Source organism: Vibrio mexicanus, assembly GCF_001012815.1.
GTDB classification, from domain to species: Bacteria; Pseudomonadota; Gammaproteobacteria; order Enterobacterales; family Vibrionaceae; genus Vibrio; species Vibrio mexicanus.
The window spans coordinates 103,633-121,531 of record NZ_JYJP01000116.1; the positions used below are offsets into that span (position 1 = coordinate 103,633).

The window sequence follows — 17,899 nt, forward strand, 5'->3', positions numbered from 1 at the left end:
GATACCAACGATTACACCTGATTCTAATTGGTTCCTTAAGGCGGAGTAGTTTTGCAGGTAACATTATGCTCCTTCTTTTTTGTCTTACAGAAAACACTAAGAGCTCTAGAGTCTAAAAATTCCAATCAAACCAATATCAACAACTGCATTCCCTACTGCAGCAAGAAGGCCTAGTTTTAGCGTGCTTGACAAAGCGTCCACAGAAGAAGCAATAGGCCTCCAAACTCAACATTGGCGACTGCAACTATCGGCAATGCTAGATGAAATCAATATTAAGTAAAACCTATTACAGCAAGAGAAAGTAATGAACCAACGTCGCATATTAGTAACGGGTGGTGCCGGATTTATTGGTACTAACTTTGTTCACTATTGGCTTACAAAAAATCCAAATGATTACATAGTTGTCATTGATGCCCTGACCTATGCAGGCAATAGAAATAATCTGTTAACCGTTGAACAACTACCTAACTTTAAGTTCGTGCAGGGAGATATCTGCTCGACGGAGTTGATTGAAGAACTGTTAGCGGATTATAACCTGAATACAATCGTACACTTTGCCGCTGAATCTCATGTTGATCGTTCGATTACAGGCCCTGATGCCTTTATTGAAACGAATATTCTAGGTACACACAGTTTACTCAAAGCGGCTAAGAAAATTTGGATTGATGAACCTCTATCAATAGGCGACTCCCCCCCCTCACCGTTTTCATCATGTTTCAACAGATGAAGTGTACGGAACATTGGAACCGAATGCCCCAGCATTTACTGAAGAGACCGCTTATGCGCCAAACTCTCCGTATTCAGCTTCTAAAGCAGCGTCCGACCACTTAGTGCGCGCGTATCATCATACCTATGGTTTGGAAGTGACGACGTCGAATTGTTCCAATAATTACGGCCCTTATCATTTTCCAGAAAAGCTCATCCCTCTCATCATTACCAATATTTTGCAGAATAAACCATTGCCAATTTATGGGGACGGTCAACAGGTTCGAGATTGGCTCTATGTAGAAGATCATTCCCGTGGTATTGAACTAGTGCTCGAACAAGGCCGCATAGGCGAGAATTACAATATTGGAGGTCATAATGAATGGACCAATATTGATATTGTTACTGTGGTTTGTAAGTTGATGAACCAGTATTTTACTGGTACTGAAGGTCGTGCACTTGAAGAGAAATTCCCACAAGCGAAACAAGCCCTAGAAGGAAAATGCGAAGCTCTTATCACCTATGTTGCCGACCGTGTTGGGCATGACCGTCGCTATGCCATTGACGCCACTAAAACCAATAACGAACTAGGTTATCGACCTGCAGAATCATTCGAGAGTGGAATTAAGAAGACGGTCGAATGGTATTTAAATAATGAAAAATGGTGGGGGCATTATCTAATGATAAGTATTGAAGCGGTCGCTGAATCATTGTCAAAGTTTACAAGAGCAAAAAATTCGAATGTGCCGACATTTCGGGGTAATGTCGATTATTGGGATGGTAATTCACTCTTCGGATGGTATGTCTTTCCTGAAAATGCACAAGGACCAAAAATCACGATTGAAGGCAAAGAGCTTAAGTCTTTAAATCATAATGCATTCCGAAGAGACCTCGTTAGCAATGGCGTTTGCGAAACAGGGCTATCAGGCTTTGAAGAGTCACTAGACGTAAACCAATTACGAGCACAAAGCGTTACTAGCTTTACGGTTGGTACCGAAGATATCGAGCTAGTTGGTAGCCCGATTGTAGTCAAGGAGCCAAAGTTAAAGGGATATGTAGATAGCGTTGAACAGAGCCTTCTGTCGGGTTGGGTTTATGATGAATCCTACCCTTGGTGAACTTGAAGTTGGACATCTATATCGATTGTCAGAAAGTTTGCAGTGTGGTTGCGGATATTTCTCGGCAGGATCTCAAAGATGCAGGTATGTCTGTATCAAAATGTGGTTTTCAATGTGATCTATCTGGTTTTATCGATCTGACAAAAACTCAACAAGTATCAATAAAATTGCATGGAACGGATATAGACGCTCTTCCATCACTGGTCATTCAGACTCATACCGCTCAAATTAACAGCTTGTTGATGTTACAGAGGATACTTAAAAAAGACTTAGATAAGGCTGATGACTTAGGACTTGCTTGGTTGAACAGAGAAGTGTTGCCTGGATTAATTGATGAGCTGCGTTTAGGGGAAACACCGGTAAGCAAAGCGACGTTTCTGCCATCAATATCCACGAAAAGCTCTACAGTCGATATTGTTATCCCAGTTTATAAAGGGTCGATGAAACGTTAAACTGCATTCGAAGTGTCTTTAACGTCACTACAAATGTCGACTTTAATGCGATTGTTATTAATGACTGTAGCCCAGAACCAGAATTAACCGTTAGGTTGAGGGAATTATCTCAAGTTCTACCTTTTACATTGATTGAAAACAAATCAAACTTGGGCTTTGTACAAACAGTAAATAAAGGTATGAGAATATCGAATAAGAACGATGTTCTATTACTGAACTCAGACACAGTTGTCACATCCTACTGGCTCGATCGAATCTTAGAAACTGCAGCTTCTGATTCGTCTATTGGGACGGTTACGCCATTCTCCAATAATGCCACGATCTGTAGCTATCCTAGGTTTTGTGCAGACAATGAGTTGCCGTCAAGCGCTACGCTAGAGGAGTTGGCGGCGGTTGTTTCACAAAATGAAGGAATTGTCGACTTACCGACGGCCCATGGTTTTGCAATGTTCATTAAGAGAGAGGCTTTAGATGAAGTTGGACTTTTCGATGACCAAAAATGGGGTAAAGGTTACGCAGAAGAGAATGACTTTTCATTAAGAGCTTCAAGATTGGGTTGGCGCAATGTGATGGCGACTAATGCATTTGTTCATCACTTAGGATCCGTATCGTTTGCAGAGGACTCGGAGTCCTTCATTGCGAAAAACTTACAAAAACTCAATGGTATTTACCCAGATTATAGCTTGAGCGTCCAACGGTTTATTGCTGAAGACCCTATTCGTTTGCACCGAAATAATATAGCTCTCTCCTTAATGGAAAGCGAAGTATCTAAGCTGGAAAACTTGACTGATGAGTATCAAGGATCATACCTGTTTGCTAGTTTAAGTATAGGGGGAGGGACGGGGTTGCTACAGATGATTTATCTAAGTTACATCTCAAAGATCAGCGTGCTGTATTTATGCTGGTGTGCGCTAGAGAAAATTGCTGGGAACTCAGGAGTCAAATTGATAATAGTGTGGCTGAATACCACCTTCCTCAAGAGCGAGAATCTTTAATAGCGGCTTTACAAAGGTTGCAAGTTTCCAAGATGCATATTCATCACTCCCTTGAGTTTGATAAGTCAATTTGGGATTTACCTAAAGAGCTAGGTGTCACGTATGACGTAACATTGCATGACTATTACTCTGTTTGCCCAAGAGCTAACTTGGTCGACGAAAGTGAAGTGTATTGCGGTGAGCCTAGTCTGAATGCTTGCAATCGCTGTATTAAGAAAAATGGCGTGCACGAATCATCTTTATTGCAGTTTGAAGATTTAGGTGGAAGCATTACGTCTTGGCGTGAGTTTTATGAAGATAAACTACAAAGAGCTTCCAATGTATTTACGCCAAGCCATGATACTAAAGATAGGATTCTTCGTTACTTAGACCTAAATAATATTCAGGCCAAATATCATCCAGAGCCCGATTTTGACTATCAGCCTAAATCACTCGAAAATGTAAAAATATTAAATATTACATTTATTGGTGCAATAGGGCCTCACAAAGGTATTAATGTACTGAAAAAATATGCAAAACATGCATATAAGTTTGACCTTCCAGTGAAGTTTACTGTGATTGGTTATACATCAGATGACGATTTCTTTAACGACTTACCGAATGTAACAATAACAGGGGAATATAATCGAGAAGAACTAAACGATCTCATAGTTAAACACGAATGTCATGTTGCTGGATTGTTTAGTGTCTGGCCTGAAACATACAGCTATACACTGAGTGAAGCTATGAGGAATAATCTACATGTTGCTTGTTTTGATTTGGGCGCTATTCCAGAAAGGTTAGATTCTAGTCTTATATTAGATCATAAAAACCTAAGTACAGTTCTAAATATGCATGAATTTTATCTCGAAAAGCGTGGGTGGTAGTACAATGAATAAAAAAATCGCGATCAGCGACTACTGCCATGTAGAGCTAACTGATAATAGCCAAGATTTTATTTTGCTTTTCTCTGGTGCCAATACAACAAAAGGTAAGTTTAATTACTATAAGTCATTTTCCTCTCTGAATGTCAATAAGATATATCTTAATTGTCGGCCGGAGGATTATTACCATAAGGGAGTTCCTGGTGTAGGAGAGTGTTTAAATACAACTCTTAATTTTCTAAAAAACATGATAGGAAGTGAAGGGAATGTATACACTTTTGGATGCTCTATGGGAGGCTATGGAGCGCTAGTCTATGGTTCGCTTCTTAATGCAGAAATGATACTGGCATTTGGAGCCAGCACGCCATTGACGAGTGAATTTATCAATGAAAATAGAGCATCACACATAAAAATATGGAATGATCTAGCGCCTTCAGTCTTAGGTAGCAAGGCCAAAAAGTTCATTTTTTATGGCGATAGTACATTTAATGACCTTGCATCCTACTCTATATTCTCGCAATCGAACAATGTTGTTTCTGAACTGTATATGATGGCTGCTCATGCTCTAGTAGTCCCCCTATCTCAAAGAGTTAAGTTTGATACGTTGTTCTGTGAGTTCAAAGACGGGAAGCGCAGAGACCTTTCAGAGTGGTTCCATCGATACGAGCTTACTGAGATAGATCGTGATTTAATACGCAATGAATTAGACGCAGAAGAAGGAAGTCTGCCTGAACATGCAGCGTGTCATCCAGTTAATGCGTATATATTGGCTTGTAGAAAAAAGCAGCAAGGCTACCTAGAGGAAGCAGCAAACTTATATTTTAAGAGTTTGGAGACCGGATTTAATCTTCGATCGATAAAACGATTATTCGATATGAATCTATCGCTAGACGATACCAAAAAGCTGTTCGTACTAATTCAGCGTAATATTGGTCGTAATATCTTGGCAAGTTTGGATTACTCTGAAAAATCAGACCTTCACGAAATCTATCAATCATTGTTTAAAAAATTAGAGCAAGCGAATAAAACAATGAAAATAGAACGTGACAATATTGAAGGGTATTTCGACAGATTCGATGGAAAAAAAATATATGGTTGGTGCTGTAATCACGATCTAGAGAATACCAGTGTTCTAATTGACCTAGCGAATGGCACTCGTGTTGAGTCAATTGCTGATAACTTTAGGCCAGATCTCCAAAAAAGCCAAAAAAATAATGGCTATTGTGGTTTTTCACAACAGTATGATGTGTACAGTCCAGGAGCGATTGACTTTGAAAGTCTGAATATAATTTCGGTTTCAGAAAGTCAAACTACATTGCCTTTACTTCGAAGTGGGGATTGATCAAAGTACCTTGGATTTCATGTTTCATTGACAATATATCAAGTACAAAGCTTTCTGGCTGGGTAGTAGATAAAAATTACCCTAACTTAGATCTTAGTATTGAGGTTGAGATCAATGGGCAGCGCTTTCCTTTACCACTGAATGTTGCTAGGAAGGATCTTTCTGATAAAGGCTATAAATTGTATTCAGGGTTTGATATTGATATTTCCTCATTGGATTTACAGTGTCAAAGCTGGTTAGCTTCTATTTATATATCAGGAAATAATATAAGGGTAATGGAAAACATATACATCAAATAGATTCATTGATAAAACGTATATCTCTTCATATTTTATATGATTGGATTATAACTTGGTTATGTTTTAAGAAGTATATCTCATCCTTAATAGGATCCATATTGCAATATTTTATGATGTTTTATTTGTACGTGTCAGTAATTTGTGCACGAGGATCAACTTATTAGTCTACGTAAAGATTATCTTATTAAAGTATGTCACCTTTAGATGAAGTCAATATGTTAATTGTTATTATTTACCATCGAACTGGTTTCTCTTTGTGACGATTAACCCATAGATAGGTAACTCTCAACATATTCGCTTTTCTCATTTGAAACTATGATATTTAGTTAGGGGGTGATATGAGAGGAAATCGCAGACTTAGACTTTGTCTTTTCGGTGTGTTAGTAGCAGCCTTAGTCTCGGCATGTGGAGGCGGCGACTCGGACGACACAGAGACGGCGACACAGGAGCAAAATGAACCTAATGAAAATGTACCTATTGAAAGTGAGCTATTAATTAGTTTCGATGATGCTAGTACTTATGCAGAACGTTGGTACGAAGACAACAACCTAGGAGTAGCAGGGGAAGTACCGTTGGACTTTTTTACTCGCCTTGCTGATCCGAATGCTTGGGCGGACTCCTTGGACATCATGGACGTATTCTATTTACGTTCTTCCGTTTATACACGTTACTTCCCAGGCAACCCCTCTCAGGCTCGTGAGCTTGCTGCACTATTTGACCAAAATAATGTATCTCTGGCCATTGACGAAACTGCCGCAATTTGGGCTCATGCTGAGGGATCCAATAAAGATCTAAGTTTTGCAAGCTCTCTGTCTATGATTGAACAACTCGCTGAATATGGCTTTGATGTGAAATATATTAGCTTGCAGAGTGTACTTTCAAAGCCACTACGCGATGAGCAGGGTAGCATCATAGAATACCCTTTAGAGCAGCGTTACTTGGATGTATCAAGCTATATAACGGCTATTAGCGCTCAGTATCCACATATCCAATATGGCGTAATTGATGCTCTACCAGCAAAGGTCTCTAAAGCGGAGTATCAGGCAGCCTATTCTGGTTTGGTGGATCACCTAGCGACTCTAAATCAAAATTTATCTTATCTTCACTTAGATGTACCAATTAATGTATTGCGTAATGGTATCAATGGGTTGAGTTACTCATCGATTAGTGAAGCTGAAGAGTATGTGACTGAAAGTTTAGGCTTAGAGTTTGGTTGGATGGTTACAGACAGGGAAGGCGGCTATACAGATTCATCGACGTTTTCAGAGTTTATTCTAGATGGATTAAATGCGTATCTGGACCAAGGCGGCGAGGTCGATAGGGTGATTTTATCGGCTTGGTTTCCTTACCCTCAATACTCTTCGCCAGACGTTATAACCTCAAATGTCGCGACGACTTTCTCGACTTTTCGCTTAATCGACCAAGCATTGATTCACAGTGGCAACAAAAATACCAAAGAATGCCTTATTGATATTGTTGGACACAACGGGGCTGTTCAGAATCCCAGTTTGGCAACTATCGATAACATTGATGAGAGTGAACTTCTGTTTAAGTTGTATTGTGACAATACATCAACGGTAAGCTTTGATAACTCTGACTCCGTCAAAGCAAGGGTTCCTGTTTATCATTGTATATCTACAACGGATGTAGACTTTGTTTCCGTCAGTGGTTCCTGTGAGTCTATGGCTGGCTTTGAGCTATTATTGTAGGTTATTTGTTAGCAGAAGAGGTTAATGGCTCCAACTCAGTTTACTCATGTACTATTGATGGCCTGCCAGTTATGTCATCTAACTCTAATCTATGCGGAAACAGGGATGAAATGATCGTGGGTTACTACTAAAACAAAGAAGTGATGATGGTTAGAAAACTAATTTATGCCGTACTGCAATGGAAGTGGCTTCAACCACTGCGCAGAAGAATGAGAGAAAACCATATCTTGGCCCATTTGTATCGGAAAGTAATGAATATAACTTTAGAAGATATAGCTTTAGAAGAAAGTGCAGTAGAGCAGATACTCGCGATTCAGAACCAGATGATAGATCAGTTTGTAGAAACAAGCGGACTAGAATGGGGACGTTTTCTGTTTGTTATTGACCTTCAAGGCATTCAAGATGACGATATTGGCTATTTGATGCGTCAGACCATCGACTCTTTAATAGAGTTAGAGGATCGTAACTGGTGTTTATTGGTGCTAGGCAAGTCAACCTCACATTGGGAGCGAGCCGATGAACGTATTGTCTTTAACAAAGACTATATTACGAGTTTCTTCGATTATGTTTGTGAGTTAACTCCTGGTAGCACTCTCCACAGATGCTCGCTTGGTATGCTGTTGAGGCAAGATAACTTTGGTGTCAATTTGTATTATTGTGACCATTTGTCGTCAGACTTAGTGCCTACCTTCAAGCCTCAGTGGAACAAAGAGCTAGCGTATTCAAATTATTATATGGGACATGGGTGTTTCTATCCCTTAGATAAATTTATGAGCTTTGAGCACTGGCTGAATTTCCATTCTCACTATCAAAGAGTGCTCTATCTTATTGAGGAAAATAATACCCAGTTTACTCACGTAGAACATCTACTCATCAAAGAAGGTCTAGGTTTAGCCAGTGAAACTGCAGACGATGACTTGTTGGCACTTAACCGGTACTTGTCTACCTATGGCGCGAATGCAACCTTAGGGTTGCTGCCCAAGACATATAAGGTGCGTTGGCCACTACCCGATGCACCCCCTTTAGTATCGATAATAATTCCTACTAAAGATAGAAAGGACCTTGTAGAGCAATGTATTCAAAGTATTTACACCACAACAGAGTACCCCAACTTTGAAATTATATTGGTCGATAATCAATCTTATGACTTGGACGCGAATCAGTATTTTCAACGACTTCAGCATAGAGGCCGAATCCGCCTTTATCGTTATGAAAAACCATTTAACTATTCAGCAATTAACAACTTCGCGGTCACCAAAGCAAAAGGTCGGCATGTAATACTAATGAACAATGATATCGAGGTCATAAGTGAGACTTGGTTGGAGGATATGGTTCGTCAATTAGAAAGAGAGGAAGTTGGATGTGTCGGCGCAAAACTCTATTACCCAGATAATACCATTCAACATGCCGGCGTAATTTTGGGCCTTGGGCGTTGTGCTGGCCATAGTCATAAGCATTATGGTCGTGAAGAAAGTGGCTATATGAACCGACTTAAATTGACTCAAAACTATGGTGCAGTGACCGCTGCATGTTTGGGTATAAGAAAGTCGGTATTTAACTCTGTTGGTGGCTTGAATGAAGCGAATTTATCTGTTGCGTTTAATGATGTTGACCTTTGCTTGAAAGTTCAAGCTGCAGGCTACCAGAACGTTTGGTCACCTTTTATAGAGATGTACCACCACGAATCAGTTTCTAGAGGCGATGATCACGCCCCTGAGCATTTTTCACGTTTTATGGCTGAAGTTAACTACATGCAGAAAACCTGGAACTTAGATAACTGTCAAGATCCTGCTTATAGCCCTTGGCTCACGATCGAGCGAGAAGATTTTACTATTTAGAATGACAATTAAATCATGAATGAACATAGCAGTGTTAGTCATATGCCAGATAAGTCCATCCAATATTCTCCATTAGAAAGTAGCCCTGTCTTTTTTGTTCATATCCCTAAAACCGCTGGCACAAGCCTACGAGCCGCGATAGAGATGTTAGGCGATATTCACTGTGACTATGGTGTAGAGTCTGAGTTCACTCATGAATTAATTCGAGAGCTCAGATACGAACATCAAGATGCATTTGCATTGAAAAATAGCTTTATCAATAAGCCTTTTTCGGTGGCGGGACATGTGCCAATGCAAAAATATAGCGATCTCTATGATGTTCGAAGAATTATTACTTTTGTAAGAGAGCCCATAGCACAAGTTATTTCTCACTATAACCATCACGTTAACCTTCTTGGATATGAAGGAGATTTTGAAAGCTTTTATCATCGAGACGTAATGAGTAACCTCCAATCAAGATACCTTGCTGGCTTACCATTAAGTTTACTTGGCCATGTAGGCATTACCGAGTGCTATAACGACTCCGTTGATCAGATAAATGAAGGGGTGGGTTTAGCTCTTAATAAGCTTGAGAAAAACCTAAGACTGAATGCTCATAAAGATAAGTCGGATATTACTGACGAGGAGCACAGTCTTATCCTAAAAAGAAATAGCCTCGATAGTGAGTTGTACAACAAAGCCATAGCTCTTCATCAGCAAAGGCTATCTGTGCGCCATGAAGGGAAATCATGGACACATATTCATGCCAGAGTTGGGGATACTGGAGTTATTCATGGATGCGCTTATTTTGCAGATAGTGATGAAACGGTATCTTTATATTTGGAAGTGGAAGGCAATATCGTTGCTACGTTAGAGGCTAAGGATTTTTATAGCCCTTTTGCCAAGTTTCAACTACCAAGGCATCGCTACGTTGGTTTCCGAGTTTCTCTAAAGAAATGGTTAACTAAATGCCCAACTAATATCAAACTTATTGTTGTTAGTACTGGCCAGGAGTATTCAGTTTAAGTTCGAATGCCCTGTTGGGTATATAAAACTAATAATAAAAAACCCGCTGAAGCGGGTTTTTTAACACAAAAATAAGATTATTGTACACTACTAGGTTTCTGATACCACTGCGAGCGTACATCTGTTTTCTCGAACAAGTAATGTTGTCTTTGTAGCATTTGACCACCATCACGAGTGATTGGCTCCCAACTAACATATGCACGATTAGTGCTTGGTTTAACGGTCATTAGATCGAACGGTACGGATATGTAGAAGCCTTTGTTATAGCTGCCTTCGCCATATTCCTCAGCGGTTAGGTCTGTGAGTGTCGCATAAGCGCCGACGGTGACACCAGACTTAAACTGCTTCGAGAAATCAATACGTGCACCGATATCACCACCTAAGAACTTACCCGCACTTACTTTAAACAAGGTGCTATCAAGGAAGCTCCAATCAGGCATATAGTAAGTTGTCAGGTGACCCGTTGTGCCTTTGTTAAGCACGTAAGCACGGCATGACGCTGGGGAACTGATGCATGAATCCGAGTTAGGGTCTGCGCCTTCGTAATAGTAGTAGTCTTCACTAAACACCCCAAACCAAGAATCTGGGTCACGCTGGCTAATGTAATTTAGGTCCACTCCTAAAGCCCAATTGCTATCCATTGGTCGATAGAGAACTTCACCGCCCACACCGGCAAACATAGTTTCTAGATAACCGCCGTATGCTTGAGTGTAAATCGCTTCATAAGGTTGTTCGAACCAAGTGAGCTGTAAGCGATTCAGTCTGACAGGGTTATCGTGCACATAGCTTCGAATCATAGTACGTACACGAGGAGTTGCCTCGTTTCGAACGTGTGGATCTTCAGGTGAATCGACACCATAATTGAACTTGTCATAGTTATCGAACAAGTTGAAGTAGATCGAGCCACCCAACTCTAGCTTGTCGGTTAGCCAAACGTTAGCATTAGCGTTAATACCCAAGTGATAGAAATAGAAAGACTCCACACCACCAATACTTTGCTGTAGGGTTGGAGCAAAGTGGTAATCAAAGCGCTCTTTAGAGTTTGCCACTTCTTTTCCGCGCTCCGTTTGCGGCTCGGTGCTAGTGAAAGCATCCGTTACATGACTCTCAGTAGACATAAAGTTAGCCGCGTTGACGTACGTTTCTCTATCTATGGTTGTTTCTTTGACATCCAATCCATTACGCTGCTCTATCACCTTAAATTTCGTAATGGATTCATCGGCGATATTATTCAGAATTGCAGCTGTTCTATCTAACGCTTCATTACGGTCACGGTATTTTGTCTGTTCACCAGATACGGTAATCGTCGTCTCTTCTTGCGTGATGCTATTACGTGAATAGCCGGCGTTATTTTCAATGTCATTCGATGCCATTCGCCAGCCAGGACCTTGTTCACCAGAGTATTCTGCCGGCTGCATCTGAACGGGCTTGCGTGGTTCATCACGCCAATACGTCTTTAGGTTGTCGAAGTTGGTATAGAGATTGAACCCGACAGTGAGCGTATTTCCTCGTTGGTAGCTTATTTTGGCATCGCCCCAATCGCCTAAGCGATAGTTGGCACCGATATTCCAGCGAGTATGTTGTGTCATATCCTTAGGCGTGGCGCCAAAAATAGGCTGAGTAGTGAAGTCTCCGGTATAGTCATTACCTTCGTATTCAACCTTGATACGTAGTGGTTTGTAGGGAGTCTGATATTCGATGCCGCCAAAGAGTGCCGTAGGGCCTTTGAACCAGCGTTCAAAATCAACGCTACCACCTTTGCCTTTAAAATCGGCTGGTCGTTCGCAATATTTGTCGCTCACGCTACAAAATGGGTTCGTGAAATCATTGCTCTCGCCTAGGTAACCCCAGCCCATACCTAGCGTAAAATCGACGTTTCCATACCGTTTAGTCGCGACAATATATTCTGCATCAAACAGGCCAGTACCACCGAAGTCTCGAATACCAAAAGAGGTCTCTGGCAACCAATAACTTTCTTCAATTAAGCGTATTTTGAAGTCAATACCCTTATCCGTATACAGGTTGTCACCGCTGTACTCTGGGTTGGGGCTAAAATTGAAGTCTGGAACACGAGTGTACCGTATGGTCGCTTCCATCCACGGCATCAACTGGATGGACGCCATGTAATGGTGATAGTCCTGGTTCCAAGTGGCACCAGCGTTGAATTCGCCATGCTCCGCCATGCGAGCGGTTGGCGTTTGCATAAGGCCAGTTCCGCCAAAATCAGTTTGTGAAACTTTCCAGTTATAATCAGTCTGAGCAGAAGCTAACGTTGAAAATAGAACGCCAGCAGAGCTAGCAAGTAGTGCTGTATAAGTTAACTTCATTATAGATTCTTTCTCATACTAATTAGTTTTACTATATCGTGTTCCAATTGCTTAAAATCGCTACCAGTCTTATCAAAACCGATAAAAATTGAACTGCCCGGAGCGAGTAGCGTTTTAGAGTCATTCCAGTATGCGTAACCGACTTTTTGGGCTGAACCATCTGGGTAAATGACCCAAGCAAAGCTGCTACTTGAACTGGAAAGTCGGTTTGCTTGATTGATTACTTCTGAAACAGAAGTTGCCTTGTTAAGCGAGAATGTAGCAGGATTGAATACTAACCCTTCGACTAAGACAGAGCTTTTCCTACTAGGTAAAAGAAGCTCATAGTTGCCAGCCAACATTGGGTTTAAACTCGGATCCAGTCTTATCGCATCAAAGTCTAGGTTTAGGTGTTCACGATAACCGATGTCCCAACGCTTAATTTGCTCAACAAGCATAGAAATAGACTGGTGGAGCTTAGGGTGGCTGCTACGTAATGTTGTCAATCGGTTCAGCACGCTAGACTTTAGTTCGGTGATATCTTCACGCTTATCAATGTTAAAAAGTTGATTGGCGATAGGGTAGGCAAACGGCGAACTCACTTTGCTGTGAGCAGCAGTATCGGTTAATACTTGTTCTAACCTAACTTCTTTAGGGTAGGTGAGCGTGATGCCTTCACTTGGAATCTGAACGTTCAGTGCACCCACTTGTGAAAATGCAGCTGATGAGTAAAAGAGTCCTATTGTGAAAACAGCATTCAATAGGTATCGAACCTTCATAAAAATATTCCTTTCTATTACCCACTAAATGGTTTTAGGACTTCAATTGAAACATGTAATTGCTCAGGAACGAGCCACTGGTTGCTTCTTAATACTTGGTTATTATTATCAACCCAATAACTGTTTTTAATAATCTTGTCTAACTCATTAAAGCTGATAATTTCATCAATAAGGATTAATTCATCTTCCCAAAGAAGAGACCGGTAGCTTTCTTTATTTCCACTAATAACAGTTTTAACATTTGCTTGATGATTAAACTGATGGTTTGGTTGCCAATCATAGGTGGCATTCCACTCTGTTATTAGAGGGGCGGATTTAAACTCGGGAGATGATGATATATTCACCAGATTTGAGAAGGGTAGGTTGAGCGTTTTTACAATACGCCCATTTTCAGTAATGAGCATGGCGTAATCACTAGAGATCCATTTTAACCTTGTCGAGCCTGTGTTGGGGTTTTGCTCTGCAAAAGCTAGGACCATGAAGATTTGAGGCCCATCATTAATACGCACATATAAGCTAGCATAAGGAACATTTTCAACCTCTTCAGCACTCAATTCAATGTCACTTTCACCCCAAAAGGCTTTAATAGTGGCATTGGTATCTTGATACTGTTGTGAGCAGCCTGTGAGAGAGAAAAGCAGTAACAAGGGTAAAGCGGTGAAAAATCGGGTTGTAGAAGAGAATACGGCTAACATCATGAACTTCCATGCAAAAGGCAAGACGGTTAAAAAAACACCCTTAGCATGCTAAGGGTGTTTTGTATTAGTAGCATGCAGGTAGATTAGCTGCCAGTACCAGTACCAGTACCAGTACCAGAGCTGTTGCTGTCAGAAGCTGCAACAGCAGCAACTGTTCCTACAACTACTACACCAGCAACGATACCAGCAGTAGCAGCGCCACCAGCTGCAGCACCAGCAGCGCCAGCGCCACCAGCACCACCACCAGAAGAAGCAGCAGCTTCTTCCTGTGCGAAAGCAGACGTTGAAGCACAAAGTGCAACAGCCATCGCTAGAGCAAGTTTTTTCATTCAAGTTTCCTTGTAAATTTACATATTACATCGATGTATTAATGCCCAGAAAAAAAGGCATCAAATCCATATTATTCAATTGAGACGAAAATGTAAAAGTTATTCTAATATCATTAACCTTAAAGTTAGTGATATTACGCACAAACTGAAAGTGTGATTTACCCTAGTCGATAAGTTCTTTATACTGCGTTTTCGATATTTATTGCCTGCTGCTTGACTAAAACAGGGGTAAATATCAAAAGTATTATAATAGGCTCCGTGTCGAATCTCCGGGCTATGTCAGTGTCTTGCGCTATGTGGTTATCGCTAATACTAATGGGCGGTAGCGTGCCCGAAAACTGTACGTTGATTTCGATACAACAAAAATAGAATATGGATATATGCTTTTACGTAAATGGCTTCTTCTTTTCGCGAGCGTGATGATAGTGGGTTGCTCCTCTCAACCTAGGCACGTTTCAGCAACCCTTCCTTTAGTTCAACATAAGTCAGAACCGGTTGGAAAATCTATCCCTGCGATGTATCGCTCTGGACTGGAAGATTCCAATTCTACTCGACTGCAACACACCAGATACCAAATCCTATTAGGCCCTCTTTATACGTCCGCTCTTGGTTTAGACTGCAGGGAGCTAGCGATCACGGAACCTAGCTCAGGATCACGCTCAGAGCCGATCAGTCGAGTCGCTTGTAGTGAAAAAAAACAGTACGACCAGCAAGTTCGTGCATGGTATCTAATGCCTAACATTATTCAAACTTCGACGTCGGTGAAATTGTAAGCTCTATGAGAAATTTTATTTACAGTCAAAAGGCCAGACGTAAGTGCCTAATAAAACAATCGTTGTTTTTTTCTGGGTTGTTTCTATCAAGTATCCCCACAACTCTATTAGCGAATCCACTTCTTGCGGAACAAGCGCTTAATGCTAATAACTACGCATTGCCTTCAAGTTCAATGTCTATCGATGGAGCAAGTGCCTCGTCGCAACTACCCGCAACATTGGCACCAAATCAGGCATTAGAACAAGGAACCTACGTTGCTCAAGGGCGCAGTAATTTATTACTCCCAGGTGAATCAGATGTCAGAAAGTTGCTGCCTTCGTCGGGTGAAGACTATCCACCACCTTATGGTGCAAACTTGTTTGCGGGTGGCTATGAAACAGAGCGTACAGATGGCCTAAACGACAATTACCTGATTGCTGCTGGCGATAAAATCAACATCTGGCTTTGGGGAGCGGTGAACTATTCCAATGTTGTGACAGTTGATAACCAAGGCAACATATTCATTCCTGAAGTTGGCCCGATTAAAGTACAAGACTTGCGTGCTAGTGAAGTCAATGCGTACGTAACATCCAAAATTAAGCAGATTTACACGAACAATGTGAATGTTTACGTCAACCTGCTTACCTCTACACCTGTCAGTGTTTTTCTTTCTGGCCCTGTGATTCGCCCAGGGCAATATGCCGGTATGGCATCAGACAGCGTGCTGTACTTCTTGAAACGTGCTGGAGGTATTGATTCAGTTCGGGGCAGCTACCGAGAAATCCAAATATTGCGCCAGAATCAAGTGATAGAAACTATCGACTTGTACGATTTTGTTCGCACGGGTGCCATGCCCAAGCTGAGCTTTAAAGATGGTGATGTCATCTTAGTTAAGCCGCAGAAGGCTGCAGTAACCGTAGCTGGTGGCGCACGAAATCCGTTTCGATTTGAGCTAGAAACCGAAGTCGCCAGTGGGGTAAAGTTAACAGAATATGCTCGGCCACTAGCAAAAGTAAGTCACGTAGGGGTGATTGGTAACCGTGCTACAGGCCCTTTCTCGTTATATATGCCATATGAAGAGTTCAAAAACTTCAACTTGCAAGATGGTGATAAAGTTGTTTTTAACGATGACCTTCACGCTCAAGTCATTGATGTGCAGTTGATGGGGAGCTACCTTGGCCCTTCTTATTTTGCCGTAAATAAAACCACCCGCCTGCATGAGTTGTTGAATCACGTCCCAGTAGAAGAGCAATTAGCTGACTTCGATTCGATTTACATTTTGCGTGAGAGTGTCGCTCAAAAGCAGAAAGAGATGATAGAGGAATCGCTGAATCGATTAGAACGTAGTGTATTCACTGCGCCTGCTTCATCTGACGGAGAAGCAAGAATTCGTGCTCAAGAAGCACAAATGGTGATGCAGTTTACAGAGCGCGCACGTCGAATAGAACCTTTAGGTAAAGTGATCGTTGCCGAAGGTGGTAACATCGCCAATATTCGCTTAGAGCAAGGCGATAAAATCGTAATCCCTTATAAGACAGATCTCATCCATATTAGTGGTGAAGTGCTGATGCCACAAGCAGTAGTATTTAACTCTAACGCGAAAATCGATGATTACATTGCATGGGCAGGTGGTTTTACAGATAGAGCAGAAGATACACGCATTGCAGTTGTAAGAGCTAATGGGCTCGTTGAGTTTGATAGCGATAAACCGATCCGACAAGGTGACCAGATCCTAGTGCTTCCTAAAGTAGACACGAAGACGATGCAAGCAGTGAAAGATATTACCCAGATTATCTATCAAATTGCGGTAGCGGCGAACGTGGTGTTGGATTAATGGCAAAGGTTAACAAACGTTCTACTCTGCAAGTATGGAGGGATGTTGTTTTTGCTATTTTCTTGCGAGAAATCCGAGGTACCTTCAACGATAAGTTTGGCTTAAGTTGGGCGTTAATATCCCCAATGATCATGATTGTTGTACTGGTTGGCATTCGTGTTGGATTGGGAAGTTCGGAAACTCACGGCATGCCAACGGTATTCTTCGTAGTTTATGGAGTGATACTCGTTCAGTTCTTTTTGGGGGTTTTGGGTACGACGGCCAATGCTATTCAAAAAAATAAGCCACTTTATGCATTCAGGCAAGTTCAACCCATTAGTTCTGTTCTCGCGATATCTGGCTTTGAACTATTGGTTAAGTTTTTCTTAGTCGTACTACTGATCGTGATTGCCTATTTTTCGCAGTTAGAAATGAAAATGGCCGATCCGATTGAAGTTCTATTAAATGTCTTCAGGGTATGGCTACTCGCAACATCAATTGGCTTAATATTTTCAATATCTAAGTGTTATGTGCCAGAGATGAATAAAGTTCAAGCCTTAGTAACGAGACCAATATTTTTTATATCGGGTATTTTCTTTAGCCTGCAAGATATTCCTAGAGACTATTGGCCTTATTTAACATGGAATCCGCTTTTGCATGCAGTAGAACTGACGCGATATGCTGCCTATCCACCGTATGGCAATGAAGGTGTGAGCTATTTTTATCTCGATGTTTCCACGTTGGTTTTGACATTTTTTGCATTAGCAATTTATCAGGTAAGCTGGAAGCAAGCGATAAGCCGATGACACTCTTTTTATCGAAGAACTAGCTTGTAAATACATAGTGAACCCCCAAATTTCTAGCATCTAGCATCTAGCATCTAGCATCTAGCATC

General features: G+C 41.2%; 15 protein-coding genes and 1 pseudogene. 12 read left to right on the forward strand and 4 right to left on the reverse strand.

Features of this window, described 5'->3' with window-relative positions; all coding sequences use genetic code 11:
• The first annotated feature begins 133 nt into the window (after nucleotides 1-133).
• From UA76_RS24925 to UA76_RS18510, 10 genes and pseudogenes are all read left to right on the forward strand, one after another.
• Nucleotides 134-280 carry a sugar nucleotide-binding protein gene (locus UA76_RS24925; protein WP_272946038.1) on the forward strand — a complete coding sequence of 49 codons (147 nt, stop codon included), beginning with the start codon at nucleotides 134-136 and terminating at the stop codon, nucleotides 278-280.
• Nucleotides 281-304: 24 nt separating this feature from the next.
• Nucleotides 305-1,385, forward strand: a pseudogene (gene rfbB, locus UA76_RS25745) (dTDP-glucose 4,6-dehydratase); the annotation flags it as partial.
• A gap of 482 nt (nucleotides 1,386-1,867) precedes the next feature.
• A complete protein-coding gene (locus tag UA76_RS18475) occupies nucleotides 1,868-2,275 on the forward strand; it encodes a hypothetical protein (protein WP_157617676.1) in 408 nt (135 codons plus the stop codon).
• Nucleotides 2,276-2,325: 50 nt separating this feature from the next.
• Nucleotides 2,326-3,270 (forward strand): glycosyltransferase family 2 protein, encoded by a 945-nt coding sequence (locus UA76_RS18480; RefSeq protein ID WP_238322356.1) that lies wholly within the window; start codon nucleotides 2,326-2,328, stop codon nucleotides 3,268-3,270.
• Nucleotides 3,231-4,136, forward strand: a complete 906-nt coding sequence (locus tag UA76_RS18485; RefSeq protein ID WP_157617677.1) for a glycosyltransferase — start codon at nucleotides 3,231-3,233, stop codon at nucleotides 4,134-4,136. Before UA76_RS18480 ends, UA76_RS18485 begins: the two co-directional genes overlap by 40 nt.
• A 4-nt stretch (nucleotides 4,137-4,140) precedes the next feature.
• Nucleotides 4,141-5,475: a hypothetical protein gene (locus UA76_RS18490; RefSeq protein ID WP_047049254.1), complete on the forward strand. Its 1,335-nt coding sequence runs from the start codon at nucleotides 4,141-4,143 to the stop codon at nucleotides 5,473-5,475.
• On the forward strand, nucleotides 5,472-5,774 hold the full coding sequence (locus tag UA76_RS18495; protein ID WP_047049256.1) for a hypothetical protein: 303 nt from the start codon (nucleotides 5,472-5,474) through the stop codon (nucleotides 5,772-5,774). The genes UA76_RS18490 and UA76_RS18495 overlap by 4 nt, the downstream gene beginning before the upstream one ends.
• Before the next feature lie 338 nt (nucleotides 5,775-6,112).
• Nucleotides 6,113-7,483 carry a hypothetical protein gene (locus tag UA76_RS18500; protein ID WP_157617678.1) on the forward strand — a complete coding sequence of 457 codons (1,371 nt, stop codon included), beginning with the start codon at nucleotides 6,113-6,115 and terminating at the stop codon, nucleotides 7,481-7,483.
• Nucleotides 7,484-7,626: 143 nt separating this feature from the next.
• On the forward strand, nucleotides 7,627-9,321 hold the full coding sequence (locus UA76_RS18505) for a glycosyltransferase family 2 protein (RefSeq protein ID WP_084705551.1): 1,695 nt from the start codon (nucleotides 7,627-7,629) through the stop codon (nucleotides 9,319-9,321).
• A 15-nt stretch (nucleotides 9,322-9,336) separates the two neighbouring features.
• A complete protein-coding gene (locus UA76_RS18510; protein ID WP_157617679.1) occupies nucleotides 9,337-10,326 on the forward strand; it encodes a sulfotransferase family protein in 990 nt (329 codons plus the stop codon).
• Between the two features lie 77 nt (nucleotides 10,327-10,403).
• On the opposite strand, the gene UA76_RS18515 is transcribed toward UA76_RS18510, so the two are convergent.
• The 4 genes from UA76_RS18515 to UA76_RS18530 all read right to left on the reverse strand — a co-directional run bounded on the left by UA76_RS18515 (nucleotide 10,404) and on the right by UA76_RS18530 (nucleotide 14,438).
• Nucleotides 10,404-12,653: a YjbH domain-containing protein gene (locus UA76_RS18515; RefSeq protein ID WP_047049263.1), complete on the reverse strand. Its 2,250-nt coding sequence runs from the start codon at nucleotides 12,651-12,653 to the stop codon at nucleotides 10,404-10,406.
• Nucleotides 12,653-13,411, reverse strand: a complete 759-nt coding sequence (locus tag UA76_RS18520) for a capsule biosynthesis GfcC family protein (protein WP_047049265.1) — start codon at nucleotides 13,409-13,411, stop codon at nucleotides 12,653-12,655. Before UA76_RS18520 ends, UA76_RS18515 begins: the two co-directional genes overlap by 1 nt.
• Nucleotides 13,412-13,428: 17 nt before the next feature.
• On the reverse strand, nucleotides 13,429-14,109 hold the full coding sequence (locus UA76_RS18525) for a YjbF family lipoprotein (RefSeq protein WP_238322350.1): 681 nt from the start codon (nucleotides 14,107-14,109) through the stop codon (nucleotides 13,429-13,431).
• Nucleotides 14,110-14,192: 83 nt separating this feature from the next.
• On the reverse strand, nucleotides 14,193-14,438 hold the full coding sequence (locus UA76_RS18530; protein WP_047049271.1) for a hypothetical protein: 246 nt from the start codon (nucleotides 14,436-14,438) through the stop codon (nucleotides 14,193-14,195).
• Nucleotides 14,439-15,216: 778 nt separating this feature from the next.
• Here UA76_RS18530 and UA76_RS18535 point away from each other — a divergent pair.
• Nucleotides 15,217-17,025 (forward strand): polysaccharide biosynthesis/export family protein, encoded by a 1,809-nt coding sequence (locus UA76_RS18535; protein WP_084705552.1) that lies wholly within the window; start codon nucleotides 15,217-15,219, stop codon nucleotides 17,023-17,025.
• Entirely contained in the window at nucleotides 17,025-17,810 is a 786-nt protein-coding gene (locus UA76_RS18540; protein ID WP_047049273.1) for an ABC transporter permease, read from the forward strand. The genes UA76_RS18535 and UA76_RS18540 overlap by 1 nt, the downstream gene beginning before the upstream one ends.
• The last annotated feature ends 89 nt before the right edge of the window (nucleotides 17,811-17,899 follow it).

Coding starts and splice junctions, on each gene's coding strand:
- UA76_RS18490 (WP_047049254.1), top strand. CDS start 4,141: ATGAATAAAAAAATCGCGATCAGCGACTACTGCCATGTAGAGCTAACT.
- UA76_RS18500 (WP_157617678.1), top strand. CDS start 6,113: ATGAGAGGAAATCGCAGACTTAGACTTTGTCTTTTCGGTGTGTTAGTA.
- UA76_RS18505 (WP_084705551.1), top strand. CDS start 7,627: ATGATGGTTAGAAAACTAATTTATGCCGTACTGCAATGGAAGTGGCTT.
- UA76_RS18510 (WP_157617679.1), top strand. CDS start 9,337: ATGAATGAACATAGCAGTGTTAGTCATATGCCAGATAAGTCCATCCAA.
- UA76_RS18515 (WP_047049263.1), bottom strand. CDS start 12,653: ATGAAGTTAACTTATACAGCACTACTTGCTAGCTCTGCTGGCGTTCTA.
- UA76_RS18520 (WP_047049265.1), bottom strand. CDS start 13,411: ATGAAGGTTCGATACCTATTGAATGCTGTTTTCACAATAGGACTCTTT.
- UA76_RS18525 (WP_238322350.1), bottom strand. CDS start 14,109: ATGATGTTAGCCGTATTCTCTTCTACAACCCGATTTTTCACCGCTTTA.
- UA76_RS18530 (WP_047049271.1), bottom strand. CDS start 14,438: ATGAAAAAACTTGCTCTAGCGATGGCTGTTGCACTTTGTGCTTCAACG.
- UA76_RS18535 (WP_084705552.1), top strand. CDS start 15,217: ATGAGAAATTTTATTTACAGTCAAAAGGCCAGACGTAAGTGCCTAATA.
- UA76_RS18540 (WP_047049273.1), top strand. CDS start 17,025: ATGGCAAAGGTTAACAAACGTTCTACTCTGCAAGTATGGAGGGATGTT.